At 59.2% G+C, this 23,014-nt stretch carries 21 protein-coding genes; 9 read left to right on the forward strand and 12 right to left on the reverse strand.

Annotated elements, in window-relative coordinates; translation table 11 throughout:
* Window positions 1-37: 37 nt before the first annotated feature.
* Both BW956_RS12225 and glnE read left to right on the forward strand, forming a co-directional pair.
* A complete protein-coding gene (locus BW956_RS12225; RefSeq protein WP_076462979.1) occupies window positions 38-679 on the forward strand; it encodes a CYTH domain-containing protein in 642 nt (213 codons plus the stop codon).
* Window positions 676-3,585: a bifunctional [glutamate--ammonia ligase]-adenylyl-L-tyrosine phosphorylase/[glutamate--ammonia-ligase] adenylyltransferase gene (glnE, locus tag BW956_RS12230; protein ID WP_076462980.1), complete on the forward strand. Its 2,910-nt coding sequence runs from the start codon at window positions 676-678 to the stop codon at window positions 3,583-3,585. The genes BW956_RS12225 and glnE overlap by 4 nt, the downstream gene beginning before the upstream one ends.
* 70 nt (window positions 3,586-3,655) lie before the next feature.
* On the opposite strand, the gene BW956_RS12235 is transcribed toward glnE, so the two are convergent.
* Window positions 3,656-4,651 carry a branched-chain amino acid aminotransferase gene (locus tag BW956_RS12235; protein WP_010324531.1) on the reverse strand — a complete coding sequence of 332 codons (996 nt, stop codon included), beginning with the start codon at window positions 4,649-4,651 and terminating at the stop codon, window positions 3,656-3,658.
* 204 nt (window positions 4,652-4,855) lie between these two features.
* Here BW956_RS12235 and BW956_RS12240 point away from each other — a divergent pair, with 204 nt between their 5' ends.
* The gene (locus BW956_RS12240; RefSeq protein WP_076462981.1) at window positions 4,856-5,764 is read left to right on the forward strand and encodes a mitochondrial fission ELM1 family protein; all 909 of its coding nucleotides are present in this window, start codon (window positions 4,856-4,858) and stop codon (window positions 5,762-5,764) included.
* Here the strand turns inward: BW956_RS12240 and BW956_RS12245 are convergent.
* From BW956_RS12245 to BW956_RS12260, 4 genes are read right to left on the reverse strand one after another with little or no spacing between them, the layout of a single operon-like run.
* Window positions 5,761-6,810: a glycosyltransferase gene (locus BW956_RS12245; RefSeq protein ID WP_076462982.1), complete on the reverse strand. Its 1,050-nt coding sequence runs from the start codon at window positions 6,808-6,810 to the stop codon at window positions 5,761-5,763. The genes BW956_RS12240 and BW956_RS12245 overlap by 4 nt on opposite strands.
* Window positions 6,811-6,813: 3 nt before the next feature.
* Complete coding sequence (locus tag BW956_RS12250) at window positions 6,814-7,515, reverse strand: YrbL family protein (RefSeq protein WP_076462983.1); 702 nt, start codon at window positions 7,513-7,515, stop codon at window positions 6,814-6,816.
* Window positions 7,512-8,558 carry a glycosyltransferase family protein gene (locus BW956_RS12255; RefSeq protein ID WP_076462984.1) on the reverse strand — a complete coding sequence of 349 codons (1,047 nt, stop codon included), beginning with the start codon at window positions 8,556-8,558 and terminating at the stop codon, window positions 7,512-7,514. Before BW956_RS12255 ends, BW956_RS12250 begins: the two co-directional genes overlap by 4 nt.
* A 56-nt stretch (window positions 8,559-8,614) precedes the next feature.
* A complete protein-coding gene (locus BW956_RS12260; RefSeq protein ID WP_083703053.1) occupies window positions 8,615-9,739 on the reverse strand; it encodes a glycosyltransferase family 4 protein in 1,125 nt (374 codons plus the stop codon).
* Window positions 9,740-9,824: 85 nt separating this feature from the next.
* On the opposite strand from BW956_RS12260, the gene BW956_RS12265 reads away from it, so the two are divergent.
* A complete protein-coding gene (locus BW956_RS12265; protein WP_076462985.1) occupies window positions 9,825-10,664 on the forward strand; it encodes a polysaccharide pyruvyl transferase family protein in 840 nt (279 codons plus the stop codon).
* A 5-nt stretch (window positions 10,665-10,669) separates the two neighbouring features.
* Here BW956_RS12265 and BW956_RS12270 read toward each other — a convergent pair whose 3' ends face one another.
* Genes BW956_RS12270 through lpxL form a run of 6 tightly spaced genes read right to left on the reverse strand, consistent with a single transcriptional unit; the run spans window position 10,670 to window position 16,674 of the window.
* Entirely contained in the window at window positions 10,670-11,590 is a 921-nt protein-coding gene (locus BW956_RS12270) for a glycosyltransferase family 2 protein (RefSeq protein ID WP_076462986.1), read from the reverse strand.
* Between the two features lie 34 nt (window positions 11,591-11,624).
* Complete coding sequence (locus tag BW956_RS12275; RefSeq protein ID WP_076462987.1) at window positions 11,625-12,524, reverse strand: GT-D fold domain-containing glycosyltransferase; 900 nt, start codon at window positions 12,522-12,524, stop codon at window positions 11,625-11,627.
* A gap of 17 nt (window positions 12,525-12,541) precedes the next feature.
* Window positions 12,542-13,534, reverse strand: a complete 993-nt coding sequence (locus BW956_RS12280; RefSeq protein WP_076462988.1) for an NAD-dependent epimerase/dehydratase family protein — start codon at window positions 13,532-13,534, stop codon at window positions 12,542-12,544.
* A gap of 23 nt (window positions 13,535-13,557) precedes the next feature.
* Window positions 13,558-14,598: a glycosyltransferase gene (locus BW956_RS12285; protein WP_083703054.1), complete on the reverse strand. Its 1,041-nt coding sequence runs from the start codon at window positions 14,596-14,598 to the stop codon at window positions 13,558-13,560.
* Window positions 14,564-15,757, reverse strand: a complete 1,194-nt coding sequence (locus BW956_RS12290) for a hypothetical protein (protein WP_076462989.1) — start codon at window positions 15,755-15,757, stop codon at window positions 14,564-14,566. The genes BW956_RS12285 and BW956_RS12290 overlap by 35 nt, the downstream gene beginning before the upstream one ends.
* On the reverse strand, window positions 15,754-16,674 hold the full coding sequence (lpxL, locus tag BW956_RS12295) for an LpxL/LpxP family Kdo(2)-lipid IV(A) lauroyl/palmitoleoyl acyltransferase (RefSeq protein ID WP_076462990.1): 921 nt from the start codon (window positions 16,672-16,674) through the stop codon (window positions 15,754-15,756). Before lpxL ends, BW956_RS12290 begins: the two co-directional genes overlap by 4 nt.
* 173 nt (window positions 16,675-16,847) lie before the next feature.
* Between lpxL and BW956_RS12300 the strand changes: the two genes are divergently transcribed.
* The 3 genes from BW956_RS12300 to waaA are packed head-to-tail and all read left to right on the forward strand — an operon-like array spanning window position 16,848 to window position 21,114.
* Window positions 16,848-18,017, forward strand: coding sequence for a nucleotide sugar dehydrogenase (locus BW956_RS12300; RefSeq protein ID WP_076462991.1), 1,170 nt, complete (start codon window positions 16,848-16,850; stop codon window positions 18,015-18,017).
* 33 nt (window positions 18,018-18,050) lie between these two features.
* Window positions 18,051-19,847: a lipid A export permease/ATP-binding protein MsbA gene (msbA, locus tag BW956_RS12305; RefSeq protein ID WP_010324990.1), complete on the forward strand. Its 1,797-nt coding sequence runs from the start codon at window positions 18,051-18,053 to the stop codon at window positions 19,845-19,847.
* Between the two features lie 4 nt (window positions 19,848-19,851).
* Window positions 19,852-21,114, forward strand: coding sequence for a lipid IV(A) 3-deoxy-D-manno-octulosonic acid transferase (waaA, locus tag BW956_RS12310; protein WP_076462992.1), 1,263 nt, complete (start codon window positions 19,852-19,854; stop codon window positions 21,112-21,114).
* Between the two features lie 29 nt (window positions 21,115-21,143).
* Here waaA and cyaY read toward each other — a convergent pair whose 3' ends face one another.
* Window positions 21,144-21,476, reverse strand: coding sequence for an iron donor protein CyaY (cyaY, locus tag BW956_RS12315; RefSeq protein WP_010324988.1), 333 nt, complete (start codon window positions 21,474-21,476; stop codon window positions 21,144-21,146).
* Window positions 21,477-21,620: 144 nt separating this feature from the next.
* Between cyaY and lptM the strand changes: the two genes are divergently transcribed.
* Both lptM and lysA read left to right on the forward strand, forming a co-directional pair.
* Window positions 21,621-21,737, forward strand: coding sequence for an LPS translocon maturation chaperone LptM (gene lptM, locus BW956_RS12320; protein ID WP_139327178.1), 117 nt, complete (start codon window positions 21,621-21,623; stop codon window positions 21,735-21,737).
* A gap of 7 nt (window positions 21,738-21,744) precedes the next feature.
* A complete protein-coding gene (gene lysA, locus BW956_RS12325) occupies window positions 21,745-23,001 on the forward strand; it encodes a diaminopimelate decarboxylase (protein WP_076462994.1) in 1,257 nt (418 codons plus the stop codon).
* The last annotated feature ends 13 nt before the right edge of the window (window positions 23,002-23,014 follow it).

The raw sequence follows: 23,014 nt of genomic DNA on the forward strand, positions 1-23,014 counted from the left end.
GGTAGACTGGTACAAAGCAAGCTGGGAGGTGCATACGATGGCGACTGAAACCGAATTGAAACTACGACTGGACAGCGAGGATGTCGCGGCACTCCGGCAGCATCCACTGCTGCAGCAGGCAGACCACCGTGCGCCCCAGACCCTGTTCAACACCTATTACGACACCCCCGCACTGGATCTGGCCAAGGCGCGTGTTGCCCTGCGCATTCGACGTCAGGGTGAGCGCTATATCCAGACCCTGAAAACCCGCGGGCAAAGCATCAATGGTTTGCATCAGCGTGGTGAGTGGGAATGGGATCTCGATGCGGCGCAGCTGGATCCGACCCGACTGAGTGCCGATATCTGGCCCGCAGCGCTGCCAGCGGCGGCCGATCTGACCCTGCTACCGGTCTTTACCACCGACTTTGAACGTGAGATCTGGTTGCTGGACTATGCAGGTGCTCATATTGAAGTTGCCCTGGATCGAGGCGCAGTGCTGTATTCGGGTGAGGGCGCACATTTGGAAGACCCGATCATGGAACTGGAGCTGGAACTTAAGTCCGGGGACGCGGATGCTCTGCTCAAGCTGGCCGATGCCCTGGCATCAGAATTGCCCCTGCACCCCTTCGACCTGAGCAAGGCTCAGCGTGGCTACGCCCTTTTTCGGCAAGCCCAGGCAACCACCGAGGATAGCGAATGACTTTGATGGCAAGCGTTCTGGCTGAAGTGCCGGAGCAACTGAATGACCTTCTGCAGCGTAATCTGGCCAAAATCGAGACCGCTCTGGCTGAAGTAACACTCTCCGAAGCCCTGCAGCGACAGTTGGTGCGTGCGCTCATTGGCAGCGACTATGTCGCGACCCAGCTGCAGGCTCACCCGGAGTGGCTGCAAGACCTGCTGGCAACGGGCGACCTGGCCAATGACTATGAAGAGGCAACCTATGCCGAGCGACTGACACAGCGTCTGGCCGGTGTGGACGATGAAAAGGTCCTGCACCGCGAGCTGCGCCAGTTTCGTCAGCGCGAAATGGTGCGACTGGTCTGGCGTGACCTCAACCGCCTGACGGACATGCGTGGCACCACCCGTGAACTGTCCTGGTTTGCCGATGCCTGTATCGATGCCGCGCTGGAATGGCTGTACCAGCAGGCGTGTCAGCGCTGGGGCACGCCGCATTCACGACCGGATGCCGAGGGCAAGCGCCACCCGCAACGCATGGTGGTGCTGGGCATGGGCAAGCTGGGTGCCCATGAGCTGAACCTGTCATCCGATATCGATCTGATCTTTTCATTCCCCGCCAATGGCGAGACCGATGGCGAGCGCAAGAACCTGGATAACCAGGATTTCTTTATTCGTTTGGGACAGAAACTGGTGCAGGCGCTGGATAACCAGACCATCGATGGCTTTGTGTTCCGCGTGGACATGCGCCTGCGCCCCTTCGGCTCAGCCGGTCCCCTGGCGTGCAGCTTTGCGGCGATGGAGGGCTACTATCAGGACCAGGGTCGTGAGTGGGAACGCTACGCCATGATCAAGGCACGGGTGGTGGCCGGTGACAAGGCGGCGGGCGCCGAGCTGATCAGCCTGCTGCGACCCTTCGTGTATCGCAAGTACATTGACTTCAGTGCCTTTGAATCCCTGCGCGACATGAAGGCGATGATCAACCGTGAAGTGCGACGCAAGGGTTTGACCCAGAACGTTAAGCTGGGTGCTGGCGGCATTCGTGAAGTGGAGTTCATCGCGCAGGCGTTCCAGCTGATTCGTGGTGGCCGTGATGCCGAGCTGCAGCAACGGGAACTGCTCAACATTCTGCCGCAGCTGCCGGAAAAAGTAGGTATGCCTGAAGATGCGGTTAAAGAGCTGGTGGATGCCTATACCCTGCTGCGCAATGTCGAGCACGGCATCCAGGCCATTGCCGACAAACAGACGCAGGAACTGCCGGGCGATGACGAAGGCCGTGCCCGTCTGGCCTTTGCCCAGGGAGAGGCAAGCTGGGATGCGCTGGCAACGGCCCTGGATCAGCACCGCCAGAGTGTATCGCGACATTTTGCCGATGTGATCGCACCCGCGGATGAAGGCGAAGAGCAGGATGATGATCTGCGCTCCGAATGGCTAACGCTCTGGCATGGCCTGATGGACGATGAAGATGCCATCGGCTTCCTGCAAGAACAGGGCTATGATCAGGCGCCTGAGGCACTCAAGGCGCTGCAGGACCTCAAGTCGTTGCGTACGGTGCAGATGCTGCAGCAGGTCGCCATGGAGCGACTGGAAGCGGTACTGCCATTGCTGCTGACGGCAGCAGGGCAGGTCGACAATGCCGCAATCACGCTGGAGCGGGTACTGGTACTGGTGCAGGCGGTGCTGCGGCGCTCTGCCTACTTTGTGCTGCTCAGTGAAAACCCTGCCGCGCTGCAGCAGCTGGTGCGGCTTTGTTCCGCCAGTGCCTGGTTCGCCGAGCAGCTGTCAAAACAGCCGGTATTGCTGGATGAACTGATCGATCCGCGCACGCTCTATGCACCGCCCAACCAGGAAACCCTGAGGGCTGAATTGCGGCTGCAGCTGCTGCGCATACCGGAAGATGATATCGAGCAGCTGATGGAAACCCTGCGCTACTTCAAGCATGCGCACATGCTCAAGGTGGCAGCTTCCGACATCACCGGCGTGCTGCCGCTGATGAAAGTGAGCGATTACCTCACCTGGCTGGCCGAGGTGGTGCTGGAAGCGGTGCTGGAGATCGCCTGGCGTAACCTCACCGAGAAGCACGGTGTGCCGCAGAAAGCGCCGGGTGTGCCCTGCGACCCGGACTTCGTGATTGTCGGTTATGGCAAGGTGGGGGGCATCGAACTGTCCTACGGTTCGGATCTGGATCTGGTCTTCCTGCACGACGCTTCACCCAACCTGGAAACCGATGGTGACCGCTCTATCGGCAACAGTGTCTTCTTCAACCGCCTGGGCCAGCGCATTATCCATATCCTCAATACCTTTACGCCCTCCGGCATGCTGTACGAGGTGGATATGCGCCTGCGGCCTTCCGGAAACTCCGGCCTGTTGGTCAGCTCGCTGAAAGCCTTTGATGACTATCAGCAGAAGGACGCCTGGACCTGGGAGCATCAGGCGCTGGTCCGTGCCCGAGTGGTGGCCGGCAGTCCGGCACTGGCAGAGCGCTTCGAGCAGTTGCGCCAGTCCATACTCTCGGCGCCTCGTGATGAAGCAAAACTACGTGAAGACGTAGTGGAAATGCGCGAGAAGATGCGTCAACACCTGGGCTCCAAGGCGACAGGGGGCACCGAAGATCGTGTCTTCCACCTGAAGCAGGATCGAGGCGGCATCGTTGATATCGAGTTCATGGTGCAGTACCTGGTGCTGCGTCACGCCCAGGATAAGCCCGAGCTGCTGCGCTGGACCGACAACATCCGCATTTTGGACAGTATCGAAGCCGAAGAACTGCTGTCGGCGGAGGAGGCAGAGCTGCTGCGCGAAGCCTACAAGGCCTACCGCGCAGCAGGCCACCGCTTGAGCCTGCAGAACCAGTCCGGTGTGCTTGGGGATGAAGAGATGACCGAGTATCGCCGTGGTGTGGCCGAGATCTGGCAACGTGTGATGCTGGACTGAGGTGCGCAAACGCCAGACGCAAAAAAGCCGACCTGAGGGTCGGCTTTTTTAATCGGTAAAAGGCGTGGAGTTAAATGGTTTCCAGCCAGCCGTGCTTATCGTCTGCCTTACCCCACTGGATATTGTTCAGCGCGGTGCGCAGCTTGACGGTGGTTTCACCGATGCCGCCATTGCCGACCTGATATTCCTGGCCGTTGTGAATCAGGGTGCCCACGGAGGTCAGAACCGCCGCGGTACCGGACAGTGCTGCTTCACAACCCGGACGTGCACTGCGCTCAAGCAGCTCATCGATGGTCAGCTCGCGTTCCTGCACATCCATGCCCATGTCGCGGGCCAGGGTCAGGATGGAGTCACGGGTAACCCCGTGCAGGAAGCTGGAGTCCAGCGCCTTGGTGATCACTTCATTGCCGTCAATCAGCAGGAAGTTGGCGGCACCGGTTTCCTGTACGTCACCGCCCGGGCAGAACAGAACCTGGTCGGCCTGGTGCTCGGCGCGGGCTTTCATGATCGGCTGCAGTGCGCTGGCGTAGTTGCCACCGGACTTGACCATGCCCATGTGCGGCGGGCAGCGCATGCCCTTGTCGTCCAGCAGGACGCGCAGCGGCTTGTCACCACCGGTGAAGTAATCGCCCACCGGTGACAGCAATACGTACAGGCAAGAGGTCAGTGAAGGTACGGCCGCCTTGCCGATAATCGGCTCGGTACCGATATGGGTCGGGCGGATGTACATGGAACCCGGAGGCGCCGGCACTTCGCTCTTGAAGCGGGTGAGGATGTCACGGGTCATGGCTTCCAGCATGTCTTCATCAAAAGACGGCAGGGCCAGCAGTTCTGAGCTCTGGGCCAGGCGGCGGATATTGCGGTCCATGCGGAATACCTTCACCGAACCGTCTTCGTGGCGGAAGGCTTTCAGGCCTTCAAAACAGGTGCTGGAGTAGTGCAGCACATGGGCGCCGGGGTGCAGCTGCAGGCTGTCGCTGGGGACCACTTCCGGCTCGCTCCACTGAGAACCATCAAACCAGGTGATTGCCATCTCGGGCATGAAAACGGAACCAAAAGCAGACATAAAACCTTCCTAACAAACTGGATAGAAACAGGCCGGTGGGCGACGCACAAAGCTCCCAGGCGCGGTGCATCCCTAGATTGTATGCTTTCGCCCGAAAAATGGAATTGCCCAGAAGATAAATACTGTTGCGAACTTCGTAGCAGTTGTTCGGCAATGATACCATAGCGCCTTCAGGGGTCAGAAGTTGCAGGTGGGAAACGCCGGGTGAACAGTGAAGCAGAACCGCTTGATATCTGGATAGTCAGTGATGGCAAACCGGGTCATCTGAACCAGTCACGTGGGCTGGCGGAAGCGATAGCCCGCCATCGCCCGGTCCGTATCACCGAGCAGGCACCCATGGGGCGTTTTGAAGCCTGGCGTCTGTGCTTTGGTATGGGCGTGCCACAACTGGATGAGCGCCCGGCGCTGATCATCGGTGCCGGCCATGCGACCCACATGACACTGCTGGCTTTGCGCCGTCTGCACCGTGCCCCCGCCGTGGTGCTGATGAAACCCTCGATTCCGATGGGATTCTTCGATCTTTGCCTGATCCCCGAGCATGATCAGCCGCCACAACGCCCCAATATCCTGCCCACTCGCGGTGCACTGAATCGCATGCGACCGGGTGACAAGGTCGCCAACAGCGGTGTCATGCTAATCGGTGGCCCTTCCAAACATTTCAGCTGGAATGAATCCCGCGTGCTTGAACAGGTAGAAGCCTTGCTGCAACAGGTGTCTGCCGATTGGACGGTCGGTTCATCCCGGCGCACCCCCGAGAGTACCGAGCAGGCGCTGGCTACATTGGCAGGCGAACGTTTTGTCCCGGCAGCCAATACCGGCCCCGACTGGCTGCCACAGCAGCTGGCGCGTACAGAAACCTGCTGGGTGACTCAGGACAGCGCTTCCATGGTGTATGAGGCGCTGACAGCCGGATGCAAGGTGGGGGTGTTGACGCTGGATGAACAGGCCGATAACCGTATCAGCCGTGGCGTAGATACCTTGCGGGAACAAGGTATCGTCAGTGCCGCGCCGGATTGGCAGCTGGAGGCTATCACCTCGACCGCAGCCGACTTCAATGAAGCGGAGCGCTGTGCCGAGGTGATCCTGAAGAAAGGCTGGCTGGGCAGCGACTAGCGTCGGCTCAGCAGCTCGCGATAGAGCTCATCATAGGCGCTGACGATGTGCTGCTTGCTGTAACCCTTGGCGTACACCTCTGCGGCACCCTCCACCAATTTAGTGCGCAGCTCGTTACTGTCCAATACCGAGCGAATCGCCTGCGTCAGTGCTTTGGCATCATCAATGGGGGTCAGCAGGCCGCTTTCGCCGTCGGTGATCACTTCTCCCGGCCCCTGAGAGCGGGTTGCCACAATCGGGCAACGGTGTGCCCAGGATTCCATCACGATCGATCCCAGTCCTTCATGACGGGACGGACAGACAAACAAATCCGCCGTGCGCATCAGCGCGGTCACATCGCTACGCCAGCCGAGGAAACGGACGCGCTCGTCCAGTCCCAGCTGATGACACAACTGCTTCAATGATTGCTCTTCCGGACCAGACCCGGCCAGCCAGAGAATGGCATCGGGAATTTCGGTCAGGCTCTGCAGCAGCACATCAAAGCCCTTGTTCACGTGCAGACGGCCTGCCGCCAGGATCAGCGGGCGATCCGTGGGCGTGTTGAAGCTGTCACGGGGCAGGGGGTCAACGTCGCGTTCATCGGCAAAGTTGGGAATATGGAACACGCGATCCGCCGGGAAGCCCCCGTCGATCATATGCTGGCAGATGCCCTTGCTGATGCCGACCCAGTAGTCCGAGTGCTGGTAATACTTGAGCTTGTAGTAGTGGCCCAGGCGGTTGATCAGAATGTAGTCGTCTGAGTTGGGTGTGTAGCCGCTGGCGCGGTTCATCCAGGTCATGACGATATCTGGCGCAAAGGCCTTGAGTTCACTGCGAAAGCGCAGACGGTCGGGCAGGTCCAGCGGCGATCCGAAACGGTAGCCCTGGGTATCAACACCGGCCTGAGTGAGTGCGTCGATGCGGTCCTGATGGTTACGGATAAACGCCCGTACCTGCATATTGTCCAGCTCGTTCAGGCCCGCCACCATACGGACAAAAAAGTTCTCCGCGCCGCCCTGGGCAGCGCCGGCCAGTACTTGTGCTACGCGCATCTTGGAATCGGTCATCTGTCAGCCTTTGTGGTTATCCTGGGGGTGATGGGCGGTGGCCATGCCGTGATAGCCGGGTTGTTCGCCGCGTGCCTTTTTAGCCAGTGTCTGCTCGATACGTTGCTGCAGGTTGGCCAGCTTGCGCTCTACCTTGGCAGCTCTAAGCGGCGCAGGCAGACGGTTGAACGGAATCAGATTGGGGCTGCCGAGACCGTCGATGACGACAATGCGGCGCACCTTGCCTTCGCTGTCCTTCTGCACCAACAGGTTGTGCAGCAGCAGGTCGCGTGAGGGGATCTGCAGGCTGCGCCATTGTTGGCAGAAATGCTCAACCGCTGCCTGACAGTCCGGGGTGTAGCCTTCGCCCCAGATCTGGGCTTTCAATGTCTGTGAAATCTGGCCATCGGCATCCCGCACCAGCTCGAGAACGAGGCCCGGGCCAAGGTCCGAGTCTTCAAACCCGTAGCAGCGGCTGATCAGCTCAAACACCGGCTCACCGTGCTGCTGCGCCAGGCCTGTGATCACCTCGTGCTCTTCACGGTTGTCATCGAAATAGTGCAGCGGCAGCAGCGACTTGGGAAAGCCTTTCTTGCGGCGCAGGTCCTCCAGCGTGAAGTCCGGTCGGCGTACCTTGATGCAGCGATCAGCATGCTCGGGGTGGACGAAGCAGAGGCGGTTGCCACCCTGGGCAAAGGCCTGCTCGTCGGCCAGCGTCAAACTCATTTCAGGCTGCCGTCCAGGTTGATGTCCTGTGCCCAGCAGTAGTCATGGCTGAACGGAGTCAGGGTGCTGGCTTCGGCGATGTACTGGGCGTAGAGCGTCGAGTTCATCTCCTGATGGAAGAAGCGACGCGCGGCGCTGGCCCAGGCTTGACGCTTGGCATCATCGGCGTGGAATTCACGAATCTTGGCGATCAAATCTTCTTCTTCATCGAAGTAGACCACTGTTTCCGGCGGCAGCAGTTCGTCGAAGGCGCCGGAACTGTGGCTGAACTGCAGGATGCCGTTACCGGCCAGCTGTGCCATACGGGCCGAGGAGTACCAGTGCAGGCCTTCCTGACGATTGAAATTGAGGCCCATCTTGCTCTGCATCAGAGCGCGGTCGTAGTCGCGACCCCAGACCGGCGCTTCGCCGAAGCTGCCAAAGGTCTTGAAGGTCATAATCGGGTCCAGCTGCTCTTTCATGCGGCCGACCATTTCCAGACGCTTGGTGAAATCCTTGCTGTTGCTGCAGAAAATCAGGTCGATCGGCAGCTCGGCATCGGTTTTGACCGAGTTGTCGAAGCATTCTACCGAGGGCTCGACCGGGTTGGGCATGTGGTAGATACGGGCGCGGGAGCCTGCAAACTGGCTCAGTTCACGGCGACCGGTGGAGACGAATACGGCATCGGCGACTTCGGCGCGGTGATGGATGCGTTCCACGTTGGACGGTACGAACAGCGGGTCATTATTGCAGTGGGCAATAAAGCAGTTGGGCTGGCGCTTGCGAATTTCGGCCAGGGTCGCGTTGGTAATCATGTCGCAATGGCCGGCGATGACCAGGTCTGGCTCGAATGAGTCCACGGTTTCCAACAGACGCTGGTTGGCCTTTTTCTTACCCAGATCGCGAATGCCGAAGGGCGCTTCGAAAGACGCCACATCACGGTCACTGAACCCCTGTACCAGATGGTCGTTCTTGACCAGGCCCGAGGTAAGCTTCTGCGCCCAGCTGACACGGGTATGGCCGTAGCGTTTGAGCTGTTGGTAGGCGATGTGGAGAATTCTCATAGTTAAGCCAAATCCTGAGGGTTCAGTGGGGCTGAAGTCATCGCTTCGCCGTGTAATTAGTTGTGCTGCGCCACCGGCTGGTCCAGCAGACGGTAGTATACCCCGAGCGTCGCCTCGGCCTGCGCCTTGAGGTAGAAGGCGTCGGGCAGACAGATTTCGCCGGGCGGCTGGTTCAGCAGCTGATCAATACGCTCGACAAAGGCGTCTATGTCATCCGCCGGAACAAGCCCGTCGGGGAAGGCCGCATGCAGGGATTCACTGGCACCGCCGCGGTCATAGGCGATTACCGGACAGCCGGTTGCCAGCGCTTCGGGCACGGTGCGGCCAAAGGGCTCGGCCTTGCTGGACAGGTGGCAGGTCAGGTCACAGAGATTGTAGAACGCCTGAATATCGCTGCGATGGCCGGTGAAGGTGATCGCCTGCTCGATTCCCAGGGTGCGACAGCGCTGTTCCAGCTCCTCGCGGTAGCTTTCCTTGTTGGCTTCGGCACCGCCAAGGATGATGCCGTGGCAGTCATCGCGCTTCTGCAGCAAGCGGTGCATTACTTCAATGAAGTCCAGCTGGCCTTTCCAGCGCGACAGCCGGCCCGGCATCAACAGCAGTTTTTTGCCCTCGAACTGCGGAAACTCGTCGCGCAGGCCATCGGTATCGGGGTTGTGGTTGAACGTATTCGGATCCAGGCCGCGGTAGATGCGGGTGATTTTGTCTTCAGGTACCTGATAGTTGTCGCGGATGTACTGCTCGACACAGTCGGAGATGGCGATTACCTGCTCGGCCTTGGCCATGATGGCGCTGTAGGCGTTGACCGAATACATGCCATGGAAGGTGCTGACCAGACGCGGGCGCGTGGCCGGATCCATCTTGCGCCAGGCCAGCCAGGTGATCCAGGCCGGTGCGCGTGAGCGCACGTGAAGAATGTCGGCATTCAGCTCGGTGAGCAGGCGGCGCAGTGGGCGCACTTGCGTCAGTGACCAGAGTGACTTGCGGTGAATCGGCAGCTGGATATGGCGCGAGCCCTCCTGCTCCAGTCGCTCAACCTGACGGCCGCCGTTGGAGACCACAATCGATTCATGACCAAGGCGCACCAGTTCGCGGGCAAATTCCACGGTGCCACGCTCGACGCCGCCCGACTCGAGAGCCGGTAATAACTGAACAACCTTCAACGGGCGTGCTAGGGGCATGGGTGCGCTCTGTACCTGAATGAATGAACCCGATTAGAATATCAAACTTCACCTCTGTTGTGTCTCGTCATCACCGGAACCCCACATGTCCCTGTTGAACACCTGGAAGCTCGAAAAAAGTCGCGATCGCCTCAACTACGCCATCCACGGCCTGTTGCATGGTCAGCGTATTCGCACCTATTGGTGGGGTTCAAAAAAGAACTTCGGTGACCTGATTACCCCGGCACTTCTACTGGCGTACGGCTACACACCGGTGTACGAGAAGAAACACCGTGCCGAGCTGCTCAGTACCGGCAGCATTCTGGACGGGGTCAAGGACAGCTTCAGTGGTCAGGTGCTGGGCTCGGGGCTGATTCGAGACCATCAGGTGCGTCTGCCCAAAGCGCAGTTTCTGGCGGTGCGAGGTGAGCTGTCGCGGGATCGGCTGGGGCTGGATGAGTCCCTGCCGCTGGGCGATCCGGGGCTGCTGGCGGAAAAACTGCTGAAATCACCGGTGACCAAACAATACCGATTAGGTGTGATTCCCCATTACGCCGATAAGCAGGATACGCGGGTGCTGGCGCTGCTGAAGCAGCAGGGCGATGCCGCCTGCCTGATTAATCCCGAGGCTTACCCCGAGGCCGTGATTCGTCAAATCGCCGCTTGCGAGCGTGTCATCTCATCCTCGCTGCATGGCGTCATCGTGGCCCATGCACTGGGGATTCCTGCGGTGTGGATGCAGTTGTCAGAATCGGTTGCCGGGGGCGGCTTCAAATTCCACGATTACGCCTCCTCCGTGGGTATCGAGCTGCAGCCGGTTGAGCTAAAGGCGAGCATGTCGCTGTCCGATATGGATGATCTGGCCAGCCTGGCGGATGCGGAAAAGCTGGCGCAGCGGAAAGCTGCTTTGGATGATTTGTTCGCGTCCCTGCGAACCGGCAAGTAGCGCGCTTACTCGCTCTCGTAACGTCCCAGTGACAGGTTCACCATCACCTTGTTGCCCAGGTTAATGTTGGCCTTGATCAGCATGGGCAGAAACTGCAGCAGGAACAGGTTGATCACGCGGCGCTTGTAGCCGATGCGGATCAGGTAGTGTGACCAGTGCTTGATCGAGTGCTTGATCCGCTTGTGCTGGGCAAAGCCGGAGCCGCTGACCTCCAGCGGATGGTGTTTGAACAGCCCGCGCCCCTGAGCGATACGTAATCCGGCCGCCTGCCACCAGGGCTCGATATTGGTTTCCAGATTGTCGAACTCGGTGAATTCGCGCTGCAGGAAATGTTCGCGCAGAAACTCGGTGCGATACAGGCAGGGGTTGTTGGTGAAGTTGGCAATACCCGAGTCAGCGACAAAGAAGGTGCGGTTCAGGTGCTCGACGCGCTCGATCTCGTCGTATTCACGGTCCGGCTCGTTGAACAGGTAGGTGGCGTTGAGGTTGGCCTGCTCGGCACTCTTGCGACCTTCCCAGACCTTCAGCAGCCAGTAATTCGGATCGCCATAGTGGTGTTGGTGACGCAGGCGTACACAGGCGATATCCGTTTCTACTGCCGCCATGGCCGCTTGCAGCTCCTGCTCGCAGGTGGCTTCATCTTCCACCAGCATGAAATCGTTTTCCAGAAACAGGAAGTAACGGCCGCTGGCCGCCTTGATCAGCTCCTGAAACGGTTTGGCGATGCCGATGTTGCGCTTCGCCTGCAGCACGGTGAAGCCGTATTTCTCGGCAATGCGGCGATCTTCGCCGGTGCATTCATTGAAGAAAATCAGCTTTTCTTTGGCCATATCCAACAGGCCCTGGCGCTGATAGCTCTCCAGCGAGTGCTTGAGGGTGCGGGGCTGGCGCCATGACAGCATGGCCAATGTCAGATCGTGTTGCATGGGCGTTCCTGCAGACAGGGGTGAATTGGACATATCAGGCCGACGGCTCGGTGGTGCGCAGTGCGGGCAACGGGTGATTCTCGTCACCGAACAACTTGCGCTTGGCGCGGCGGAAGGTGCCCGGCATCTGGCCAAAGTCGATGGCCTGATAACCGCGCTGGGCCAGGTCATAGGCCAGTACCGTAGCGGTGGGGCCGAGTACCGGCATGATCAGGTATTCCGCCGGATCATATTCGCTGATGCGGGCGATAATATCATCGTATTCGGCAAAGGCGTTCTTGGCCGGTGCATAGAGGAAATCCACCGAGGTGGCGTTATTGAACAGTTCTTCCTCAAAGGTAAAGCGGCTGTTTTCGCCCACTACCAGCAGTACCTTGCGGCCCTGCCACACCTGTTTGATCAGCTGTACCCGCTCCACCAGTGCAGCTTCCGATTCATCCGGCAGGACGCGGAAAGCGCCCATGGAAGGATAGCTGCGCTGGCCATCCAGCAGTGCCAACACCTCGCGACCGATACGGATAATGAATTTCTGCCAGATGCGGCCCAGGCCTTCGTAATCCCGTACCGGGTGAATGCCGATCAGGATGTTGGGCTCATCGCTGCCCAGCACCTGCTCCAGACGTGCATTAAGCTCAGGGTTAACGTCCTGAAAGGATTTGTGGCGCTCGCCCACCATCAGCTTGAGCTCGCCATCGCCAAAGCGGCAGATACTGCTGCGGTGCTCGATCAAATGGCGCAGGGTCTGCTCTTCGCTCCATACCTCCGGGTAATCGCGCACGAAGGCTTCGATATCATCCCGAAACAGCTCAATAATGCGGTCATCGAAAAACTCACGGAAGCGGGTACGGCCTGCCGAGGTGAGCATGAAAGGCGCACCGATAATGGCGATCTGGCGGTAAATGGCGCGCAGCAGGCGCTTGCGGGATGCGGACATGTCAATTCCTTGGGCGGTTAGCAGTCGTGATAACGGCGGAACCAGTGAACAAAGCGGTCGATGCCAGCCTCAATCCCGGTATCCGGGGTGTAGTCGAGGCTTGCTACCAGGTCATCGATATCGGCATAGGTAGCCGGCACATCGCCCGGTTGCATCGGCATCATCTCCTTCACGGCATCACGCCCGCAGGCACGCTCAATGGCAGCGATAAAGTCCAGCAGGCTGACCGGGTGATGATTGCCAATATTGTACAGCGAATAGGGCGCTTCTGCGTGGGAGCCGGGGGCTGGAGTGCGAGCGGGCGGGCGTTCAAGCAGGCGGTCGATACAGGCCACGATGTCGTCCACGTAGGTGAAATCCCGCTTCATGTGACCGCCGTTGTAGACGCGAATCGGCTCGCCGGCGAGGATAGCGCGGGTAAAACCGTAATAGGCCATATCCGGACGCCCCCAGGGGCCGTACACGGTGAAGAAGCGTAGCCCGGTGGTGGGTATGTCGTACAGATGGCTATAGCTGTAGGCCAGTAGCTCGTTGGACTTTTTGGTTGCCGCGTAGAGGCTGACCGGGAAATCGGTACGGTCGTGTGTGCTGAACGGGCTTTTGCTGTTCATCCCGTATACCGAGCTGGAAGAGGCGAATATCAGGTGTTTGACCTGTTGCTGGCGGCAGCCTTCCAGAATATTCATGAAGCCGGTCAGATTACTGTCGACATAGGCATGCGGGTTATCCAGCGAGTAGCGTACCCCGGCCTGGGCGGCCAGGTTGATCACCACATCAAAGGTTTGCCGTGTAAACAGCCGAGCCATGGCGTCACGGTCGGCAATATCCAGTTGAAGCCAGTGCAAGCCCGGATAGGCCTGTTGAAGCTGGGCGATGCGGTCGTGCTTCAGCTGGGGTGTGTAGTAGTCATTGAAGTTATCGACGAGAGTGATATCAAGCCCTCGCTTCAGCAGGGCCAGGCTCAGGTGAAAGCCGATAAAGCCTGCGCCGCCGGTCAGTAGTATCCGCATCCTGTTTCAGCTCCCTGTGAATGTCAGTTGCGGTGTGCTTCGGCCAGCCGCAGGAACAGGTCCTTGTACTGCTGCAGAATCACCGGTTGGGAAAATTCGTCACGGAATTTCTGTGCGCCCTTTTCCGTGAGTCGGGCAGCGAGAGTTTCATCTGCCAACAGCCGGTTCACGGCTTCGGCGCACTGGGCATGGTCGTCGATATCGAACAACAGGCCGTTCTCTTCATGATCAATCAGCCAGGCTGGGCCTGTACTGGCCGCCGCTACGATGGGAGTGTTGGTGGCCCAGGCTTCGAGTACCACATTGCCCAAGGGCTCAAAGCGGGACGGGAACAGACAGATATCAGCCAGTTCAAACAGGTTGCGCACATCCTTGCGCAGGCCCAGAAAACGTACACGGTCGGCCACGCCCTCAGATTCCGCCAGCGCTTCCAGCTCAGAGCGCAGTTCACCGCTGCCTGCGATCAGCAGGGTGGCATTGGGAATCTGCTTCATGGCTCGAATGGCGGTGTCCTGTGCCTTCTTTTCGTGAAGGCGCCCCAGCGTGAGCAGGACCTTGTGATCGGCCGGAATCTCCGGCAAGGGGTCGGTAACGTTGAGTGTTTCGGGCAGTTCACCGAAGTTGGAAATCATGCTGACGCGGTCCGCCGGCCAGCCGTTTTCCGTGACATGGCGCACCAGGTCCGGGGTGTTGACGATCAGATGGTCGCATTTCCGGTAATTGTTGATGTCGTAGTAGCCGCCCAGGCGGCCAATCACCACGGCATTGCTGGGCGGGCACTTGCGAGAGGCCCGATTCACCCAGGTCAGGATGACATCTGGATCAAAACGGCTGACATGCTGTTTCAGGCGCGTATTGTAAAGCAGCGGCTTGCTGATTTTTCCCATCGGCAGAGTGCGGTAGGTGACTCCGGCACTGTCCAGTCGGCGCTGCCGAGAGGGTTGCTCTTCAATGATCAGTTCCTGCTTGAAGTCCGGGTCGGTGGCAAAGGCTGCGGCCACTTTCTCGAAGTAGGTTTCGGCACCGGCTTCAGACTGGGACAGGAGTATTTGTGTCAGCTTCATGTTGTTGTTTTGCCTGGTTGATGCTGTCAGCGGAGCGAAAAAGCATACCCGATAGTGCCAGGGGGAACCATGTCAGCAGCCAGAGGAAGTCAGGATGAGTAAGCAGTGAATGGCCGATGCTGAATCCGGTCGCGGCGCAATAGACAAACACGGGCGGCCAGAAGGCGGCCAGCTGGCCTGCATGACGATAAAGTGCCCAAAGGCAGGCTGCCAGCAGAGCCACACCGATCAGCCCGCCATAGAACAGCTGTGACAGCCAGAGACTGTGCGGGTTGGCGTAATGGAACCCCTGAGCCTGAACGTCAAAGTCATATCGGTTGCCACAGCCCAGCAGCAAGGAACACTGCTCCGACATTGTGCCGGCAACGTTGCGCCAGATGTCAACGCGCACGAATTCGGCGGTAAAACGATCGATCATCAGAACCAGAACCAGGCCGCCAGCAGCCAGCATCAGGACCCAGCAGGCCAAAGCAGTGAAGGCTCTCAGCCTGAACAGGTAGTAGCTGTGTGCCAGCAACAGTGCCAGAATGGGGGTGCGGCTTTGCAAGGGAATGGTCAGCAGAATCAGGCCGCAGACCAGCATGCTGGCGAGCCAGGGGTTGGTGACCTGGCTGCTGATCAGAATGAAGCCGAACAGGCCAACCGCCAGCGCCAGATAGACCGCATTGAGGGGGCCGGTCAGCTGGTCCAGGCGAGGGAAGTCTCGGGCCCAGCTCTCCAGTCCGACGCTGGCAATCAGCGTGTACAGGCTGTGTGCCTCCACCACCAGGCTGATCAGCAGCCCCCAGGCGGCAATCCACTTGAGACGTTCAGGCTGTGCCATCACCTGTTGGGTAATGGCGGCGAACGCCAGAATATAGACAACATATTTGAGGTGTTTGGCGCTGTCGCCGGGGTCGGCATTGTTCCAGAAAGAGCTTAGCGCCACGTAGAGCAGGTAGCCCCCCAGCAACAGGCAGGCGCGGGTCGGACGCAGCTGTCGGCGTGCCACCAGCACCACTGCCGGCAGCATCAGAAATAGATAGAAAAAGTTGTTGGTCAGCTTGGTGTTCTCAGCCCCCAGCAACAGGGCGATAAACAGCAGGTATGCGGCCAGCAGGAATCGGCCCCACCGGTTGTTGGCGTCCGGCAGGCAGTGTGCTGGCTGCTGAACTGTCACTTGTACAGGCGTCCCTTGCCGTCAGGCTGGGTCTTGAAACGACGATGCACCCACATGTACTGGCTCGGGTCCTTGCGGATTGCTCGTTCCAGTTCGTCGTTGATGCGCTGGGCGTCGGCTTCATCATCGCCGGAAGGAAAACCGTCCACCACCGGGAACAGTTCCAGCTCGTAACTGCCATCGGGCAGGCGGTGCTGGGCCAGCATCAAAATGGGCGAGCCGTTCAGCTTCGCCAGGCGAGAGGTTGCGGTGATCGTTGCGGCCGGTACATTGAAAAAGCGGGCAAATACTGACTGCTTGCGGCCGAAATCCTGGTCCGGGGCATACCAGATAATGTGGTTCTTGCGCAGTGCCTTGATCACCGAACGAATATCGGAGCGCTCGATGGGCTGGCCGAAATAGCGACGACGGCCGCGGGTGATAATCTCTTCCATCAAGTCGTTATTGTGACGACGGTACATGGCGTCGACCGGATAAAAACGGGAGAACAGCAGACCACCCAGGTCCAGGGTGGAGAAATGTGCGCCCAGCAGCAGCACGCCCTTGCCCTGTTCCAGCGCAGCATCCAGATGCTCGCGGCCCTTGAAATGAATACGATCATCGAACAGGCGCTTGGGGCTCCACCAGGCCATGGCGGTTTCGAACATGCCGATACCGTTGTTTTCAAAGATGCGCCGTACCAGTCGTGCCTGCTCTTCCCTGTTCAATTCGGGGAAGCAGAGGCGCACATTCACTTCGGTTACATGGCGGCGCTGGCGGTTAAAACGATGCAGGAAACGGCCCAGTATGCGGCCCAGCAAAATCTGTGCGCTCAGTGGTAACCGGTTCAACAGCCACAGCAGACCGGTACCCAGCCAGATATGCCAGTAGCGGGGTGCCAGAAATTTCGTGTGTGCAGAGGTCGTTTTTGTCGTCACGGTGCAGGGTCTTCAGAATGGCGATGGGGTTATTGTAAGGTCCTGCCTGAGCACGGGCAAACCATGTTGGCCTGATGTGGGTCTTGGCAAGGGGATCATTTCCCGTGCATTGTGGGACCCTGTGGTATGATGGTCGATTCGACCTGACACGATAACCGTGAAAGAGAACCGTGATGAAGATAGCCGTAGCCGGGACCGGATATGTCGGTCTTTCCAACGCAGTCCTGTTGGCACAGCACAACGAAGTGGTTGCGCTGGACATAGTGCCCGAGAAAGTGGCGCAGCTGAACCGGGGCGAAGCGCCCATCGAAGACGTCGAGATCAGTGAATTTCTTGCCTCCGGCAAACTCAACCTGACGGCGACGCTGGACAAGGAAGCGGCCTACAAGGATGCGGACTTTGTCGTGATCGCCACGCCGACCGACTATGACCCCCAGACCAACTACTTCAACACCGGCAGCGTCGAGGCCGTGGTGAAGGATGTGATGGCGCTGAACCCGAACGCGGTCATGGTGATCAAATCCACGGTTCCGGTTGGCTTTACCGCCGAACTTAAAGAGCGCATGGGCAGTGACAATCTGATGTTCTCGCCCGAGTTCTTGCGTGAAGGCAAGGCTCTGTATGACAACCTTTACCCGTCACGCATCATCGTCGGTGAGCGCTCTGAGCGTGCGCAGCAGTTTGCCGACCTGCTCAAGCAGGGCGCGGTGAAAGAAGAGGTGGCGGTACTGTTTACCGACTCTACCGAAGCCGAAGCGATCAAACTGTTCGCCAATACCTACCTGGCCATGCGCGTCGCCTACTTTAACGAGCTGGACACCTACGCTGAAAGCCATGGCCTGAACACGCGTCAGATTATCGAGGGCGTGGGCCTGGATCCACGTATCGGCACCCACTACAACAACCCCTCATTCGGTTACGGCGGTTACTGCCTGCCGAAGGATACCCGTCAGCTGCTGGCCAACTACGATCAGGTGCCCAACAACCTGATTCGCGCCATCGTCGACTCCAACACCACGCGCAAGGACTTTGTCGCCAACGCCGTGTTGAGCCGCAACCCCTCCGTGGTTGGTATCTACCGCCTGGTGATGAAAGCCGGCTCCGATAACTTCCGTGCCTCCGCCATTCAGGGCGTGATGAAGCGCATCAAGGCCAAGGGCGTTGAAGTGGTGGTGTACGAGCCCGTGCTGGAAGAGGACGAGTTCTTCCATTCGGAAGTGATCAAGGATCTGGACGCGTTCAAGCAGCGTTGTGACGTAATTATCGCCAACCGCTTGACCGACGACATCGAAGATTGCTGTGACAAGATCTACACCCGAGACCTGTTCGGCGTGGATTCTTGATGTTCGACAAACCGACATGCCCGGTGGAACGCGATGCAGCCTAACGCAGTGAAAGCGCCTGTACCTGAACGTGACAAGGGACGTCTTGAATCCGCCAGCGTATGGAAACTCTATCGGCGTTTGCTGACCTATGCCCGCCCGCTGTGGCTGGCGTTTCTGGTCAGTTTTATCGGTTTTGCCATCTATGGCCTGGGTCAGGCGCTGTCGGCCAAATGGCTGGAAATGGTGGTGGATACCGTTCAGGCCAACGAATATGACAAGCGCTGGTTTCTGGCACTGGCGGTGCTGGGGATCTTCCTGTTGCGGGGCGTGGGAGCCTTTATCGGCAACTACTGCATCGCCTTTGTCGGACGTGAAGTGATTCACACCCTGCGTACCGAAGTGTTCGAGCGCCTGCTCAAACTGCCGTCGCACTACTATGCCCGCAATTCCAGTGGTGAGCTGCTGGCCAAACTGACCTACAACGTGGAGCAGGTTACCGGCGCGGTTACCAATGCGCTCAAGACACTGTTTCGCGAAGGTTTGACGGTCGTTGGCCTGCTCGGGTACATGCTGTTCCTGAATTGGAAGCTGACGCTGATTTTCATTGCGGCCGGGCCACTGATTGCACTGGTGGTGTCCGTTGCTGCCAAGCGTATGCGTCGCCTGAGTCGGCGTATCCAGCAGTCGGTAGGCGATATTACCGAATCGGCCTCGGAGTCGATCAAGGGCTATCAGGTGGTACGGATCTTCGGCGGCGAAGAGGCGGAGAAAGACCGTTTTCAGCAGGCCAGTCTGAAGAACAAGCGCCAGTTCATGAAACTGGTAGTAACCCAGTCACTGAACACGCCGATTATCCAGTTCCTGGTGGCATTGGCGTTGTCGGCACTGCTGTTTCTGGCCATGCACCCGGACGTGATGGGTACACTGACCACCGGTGGTTTTGTCGCCTTTCTTACTGCAGCAGGCATGATCACCAAGCCGCTGCGCCAGTTGACCAATGTGATCTCGATTGTACAGAAAGGGGTCGCGGCGGCCGAAAGCCTGTTTGAAGTGCTGGACGAGCCGGCAGAACAGGACCAGGGCTCCCGTGACGTGGAAACGATCGGGGATATCGAATTCCGCCACCTCAGTTTCAGCTACCCGGGGACCGAGCGGGCCGCCTTGAACGACCTGTCTTTGCTGTTACCCCAGGGGAAAACCGTGGCGCTGGTGGGGCGTTCCGGCAGTGGCAAGTCCACACTGGCCAGCCTGTTGCCACGCTTCAATGATGGCTGGAGTGGTGAGCTGTTGTTGAACGGCCTGCCGCTGCAGGACTTCAAGCTCGATGGTCTCAGGGATCAGATTGCACTGGTGAACCAGAACGTGGTGTTGTTCAACGGTACCATTGCCGAGAACATTGCCTACGGCAGCATGGCGGATGCCAGTGAAGAAGCCATTCTGGCGGCGGCCGAAGCAGCTCATGTCACCGAGTTCGTCAACAAGATGCCGGAAGGCATTCATACGCTGGTGGGCGAAGACGGTGTCATGCTGTCGGGCGGTCAGCGTCAACGCATCGCCATTGCCCGTGCCATCCTCAAGGATGCACCTATCCTGATTCTGGATGAGGCCACTTCGGCACTGGATACCGAGTCCGAGCGCCACATTCAGGCAGCGCTGGAAGAGGTGATCAAGGGGCGCACCACGCTGGTGATCGCACACCGCCTTTCCACCATCGAACGTGCCGATATCATTGTGGTGATGGAAGACGGCCAGATCGTCGAGCAGGGGTCGCACTCCGAACTGCTGGAGCAGCAGGGGGCTTACGCCCGTTTCCATATTTTGCAGACCGACGCGGACTCGGGAGCCTGAAGCCTTGGCTCGGCATCTCTATACCCTTCTGTTTTACCTGCTGACCCCGGTATTGCTGCTGCGCCTCTGGTGGCGTGGCCGCAAGGCGCCGGGGTATCGTCGCAACTGGTTACAGCGTCTAGGCCTGGGCGCCCCTATCGAACAGCCGGTGATCTGGGTGCATGCCGTTTCAGTGGGCGAAACTGTTGCGATCGCACCGCTGGTGCGACGCTTGCTGGAACGCTACCCCGACCACCGCATTCTGCTGACCAATATGACTCCGACGGGGGCCGAACAGGTGCGCAAGTTGTTTGGCGATGCTGTCGAACAACGTTTCTGTCCCTGGGATCTGCCACTGGCGTTGACCGCTTTCCTGCGCCGGATCCGCCCTGAACTCTGTATTGTGGTGGAAACCGAACTCTGGCCCAATCTGGTTAACCAGTGTGCCCGTGCCGGAGTGCCGGTCGTGCTGGCCAACGCCCGCCTGTCGGCCCGTTCGGCGCGGGGCTATGAGAAGTTTTCCGCCCTGACCCGTCCCATGTTGCAGCAGCTCAGTCTGATAGCGGCGCAGGGGCAGACCGATGCCGACCGCTTCATCGCGCTGGGCATGCCGCCCGAGCGGGTGGATGTCACTGGCAGTATCAAGTTTGATCTGCAGCCGGACCCAACGCAGGTGTCTGCAGGGCAGGCGTTACGGGCACAATTGGGCCCTAAGCGGCCGGTGTTGATCGGGGCCAGCACCCATGCCGGCGAAGACGAAATCCTGTTGCAGGCCTGGCAGCAGTTGCAACAGGCCCAGCCGGACCTGGCACTGATACTGGTGCCGCGCCACCCCGAGCGTTTTGATCAGGTAGCCGAACTTTGTAGCCGCTTCAGTGAGTCTGTTGTAAGGCGCAGTGCAGACCAGGTGCCTGATGCCAAAACGCAGATCCTGCTGGGCGATACCATGGGCGAGTTGATGCTGTTCTATGCTGCGGCTGACCTGGCCGTAGTGGGAGGCAGTTTCAGTGGCACCGGGGGGCACAATCCGCTTGAGCCGGCGGCGCTCGGGTTGCCGGTGGTGATGGGACCGGACTGCTTCAACTTTCAGGCGATCACCGATGCCCTGATTGAAGCCGGTGGTCTGACGCGCGTGGAGAGTGACGCAGAGCTGGCGCCCTGTCTTGAACGTCTGCTGGCGGATAGGGCACTGCGCCAACAGCAGGGTGCGCAGGCGGAAGCCTTTGTTGCGGCCAATCGTGGCGCGCTGGAGCGGCTTGAAACCGCTGTCGCACGCCTCTTGTCCTGATTTCCTGTCCGGATCTCCTCAGCGGGTGCTTACTGGGCCAGGGGGCTGAAATCCAGTGTTTCGCCCGCCTGGTCAGCGAACGCAGCGGTCAGTACCTCACTCAGGCTGGCACCGTCGGAGTCACGCAGCCACTGGCTTTGATCAGTGTTGTAGTCAAAGTGGAAGCCGCCGTTACGGGTCGCGACCCACAGCTGCTTCACCGGTGGCTGACGGGTGAAAATGATCTGGCTGCCATTCTCGCAGGTCACTGTCATCATGCCGCCCTGGCCTTCGTAATCGAGATCGCCTTCGGCGTCGTCCAGCACCTCTTCGATCTGCTCCAGGGTTTCGTCTACCTGAGTCATGAACTCGGATTCGGTCATTTCGGCATTTCTCCGCAGGTTGAATTTCAGTCGATGAGTATAACTCAGCCGCGGGCGGTACTCAGCCCTTCTGGCTACGGGTATAATCGGGTCATTCATTGCCCGGCACAGGTCCGGGCCTAACCAGACATGAAGGGATTGATGATGCTGAAACGCTGTTGGCCGCTGCTCCTGATGGGAGCACTGATCATCTCGGGTTGTGGCCAGAAAGGCCCGCTGTATCTGCCCGACGAATCGGCCCAGCAACATCAATCGGAGTGAGATTTTGATGGACAATTTTGAGTACCACAACGGCCGTCTGCACGCCGAAGAAGTGCTGTTGAGCCGTGTTGCCGACGAGTTTGGCACCCCCACGTACGTGTATTCCCGCGATGCCCTTGAGCGCGCTTACCTGGATTATGCCCAGGCACTGGAAGGACGAGATGCGCTGGTGTGCTATGCCGTCAAGGCGAATTCCAACCTGGCCGTGCTGAACGTGCTGGCCCGCCTGGGCGCCGGTTTCGATATCGTGTCGGCAGGTGAGCTGGAACGTGTACTGCGTGCCGGTGGCGATCCGGCCAAGGTGGTGTTCTCGGGTGTGGGCAAACAGCCTGCCGAGATCCGTCGCGCGCTGGATGTGGGTATCTTCTGTTTCAACATCGAATCCGATGCCGAGCTGGACCGCGTCAATACCGTGGCGGCCGAGATGGGCGTCAAGGCGCCGGTGTCCTTCCGTGTGAATCCGGATGTGGACGCGGGCACCCATCCCTATATTTCGACCGGCCTGAAAGAGAACAAGTTCGGCATCGGCATCGATACCGCTGCTGAGGTCTATCGTCGTGCTGCGGCCATGGACAACGTCGAGGTTGTGGGTATGGACTGCCATATCGGCAGTCAGCTCACCGAGATCAGCCCCTTCCTGGATGCGCTGGATCGCCTGCTGCAGCTGCTGGATACATTGGCTGACGAAGGTATCCAGATCCATCATCTGGATCTGGGTGGTGGTTTGGGCGTGTGCTACACCGACGAGCAGCCGCCGGCCCCGCAGGAATACATTGCTGCAGTACTGGAAAAGCTGGGTGAGCGTGAACTCAAGCTGATCTTTGAACCGGGCCGCTCCATTGCTGCCAACGCCGGTGTGATGCTGACCCGTGTCGAATTCCTCAAGCAGAATGGTGACAAGAACTTTGCCATCATCGACGGTGCCATGAACGACCTGATTCGTCCGTCCCTGTACAGCGCCTACCAGGAGATCATTCCGGTGGAGCTGCGGGAAGAGGGTGAAACCAAGGCATGGGACCTGGTGGGCCCGGTCTGTGAGACCGGTGACTTCCTGGGCAAGGATCGTCAGCTCAACCTGCAGCCGGGCGACCTGCTGGCTGTGTGCTCTGCCGGTGCCTATGGCTTCGTCATGGCGTCCAACTACAACACCCGTCCGCGTCCGGCCGAGGTAATGGTGGATGACAACCAGGCGTATCTGGTACGTGAGCGTGAAACCCTGAATGACCTGATGCGTGGCGAACAGCTGCTGCCGGAACAGGGCTGAGCGGAGACACGGG

Origin of the sequence: Marinobacterium stanieri, assembly GCF_900155945.1 — a bacterium.
GTDB lineage: Bacteria > Pseudomonadota > Gammaproteobacteria > Pseudomonadales > Balneatricaceae > Marinobacterium > Marinobacterium stanieri.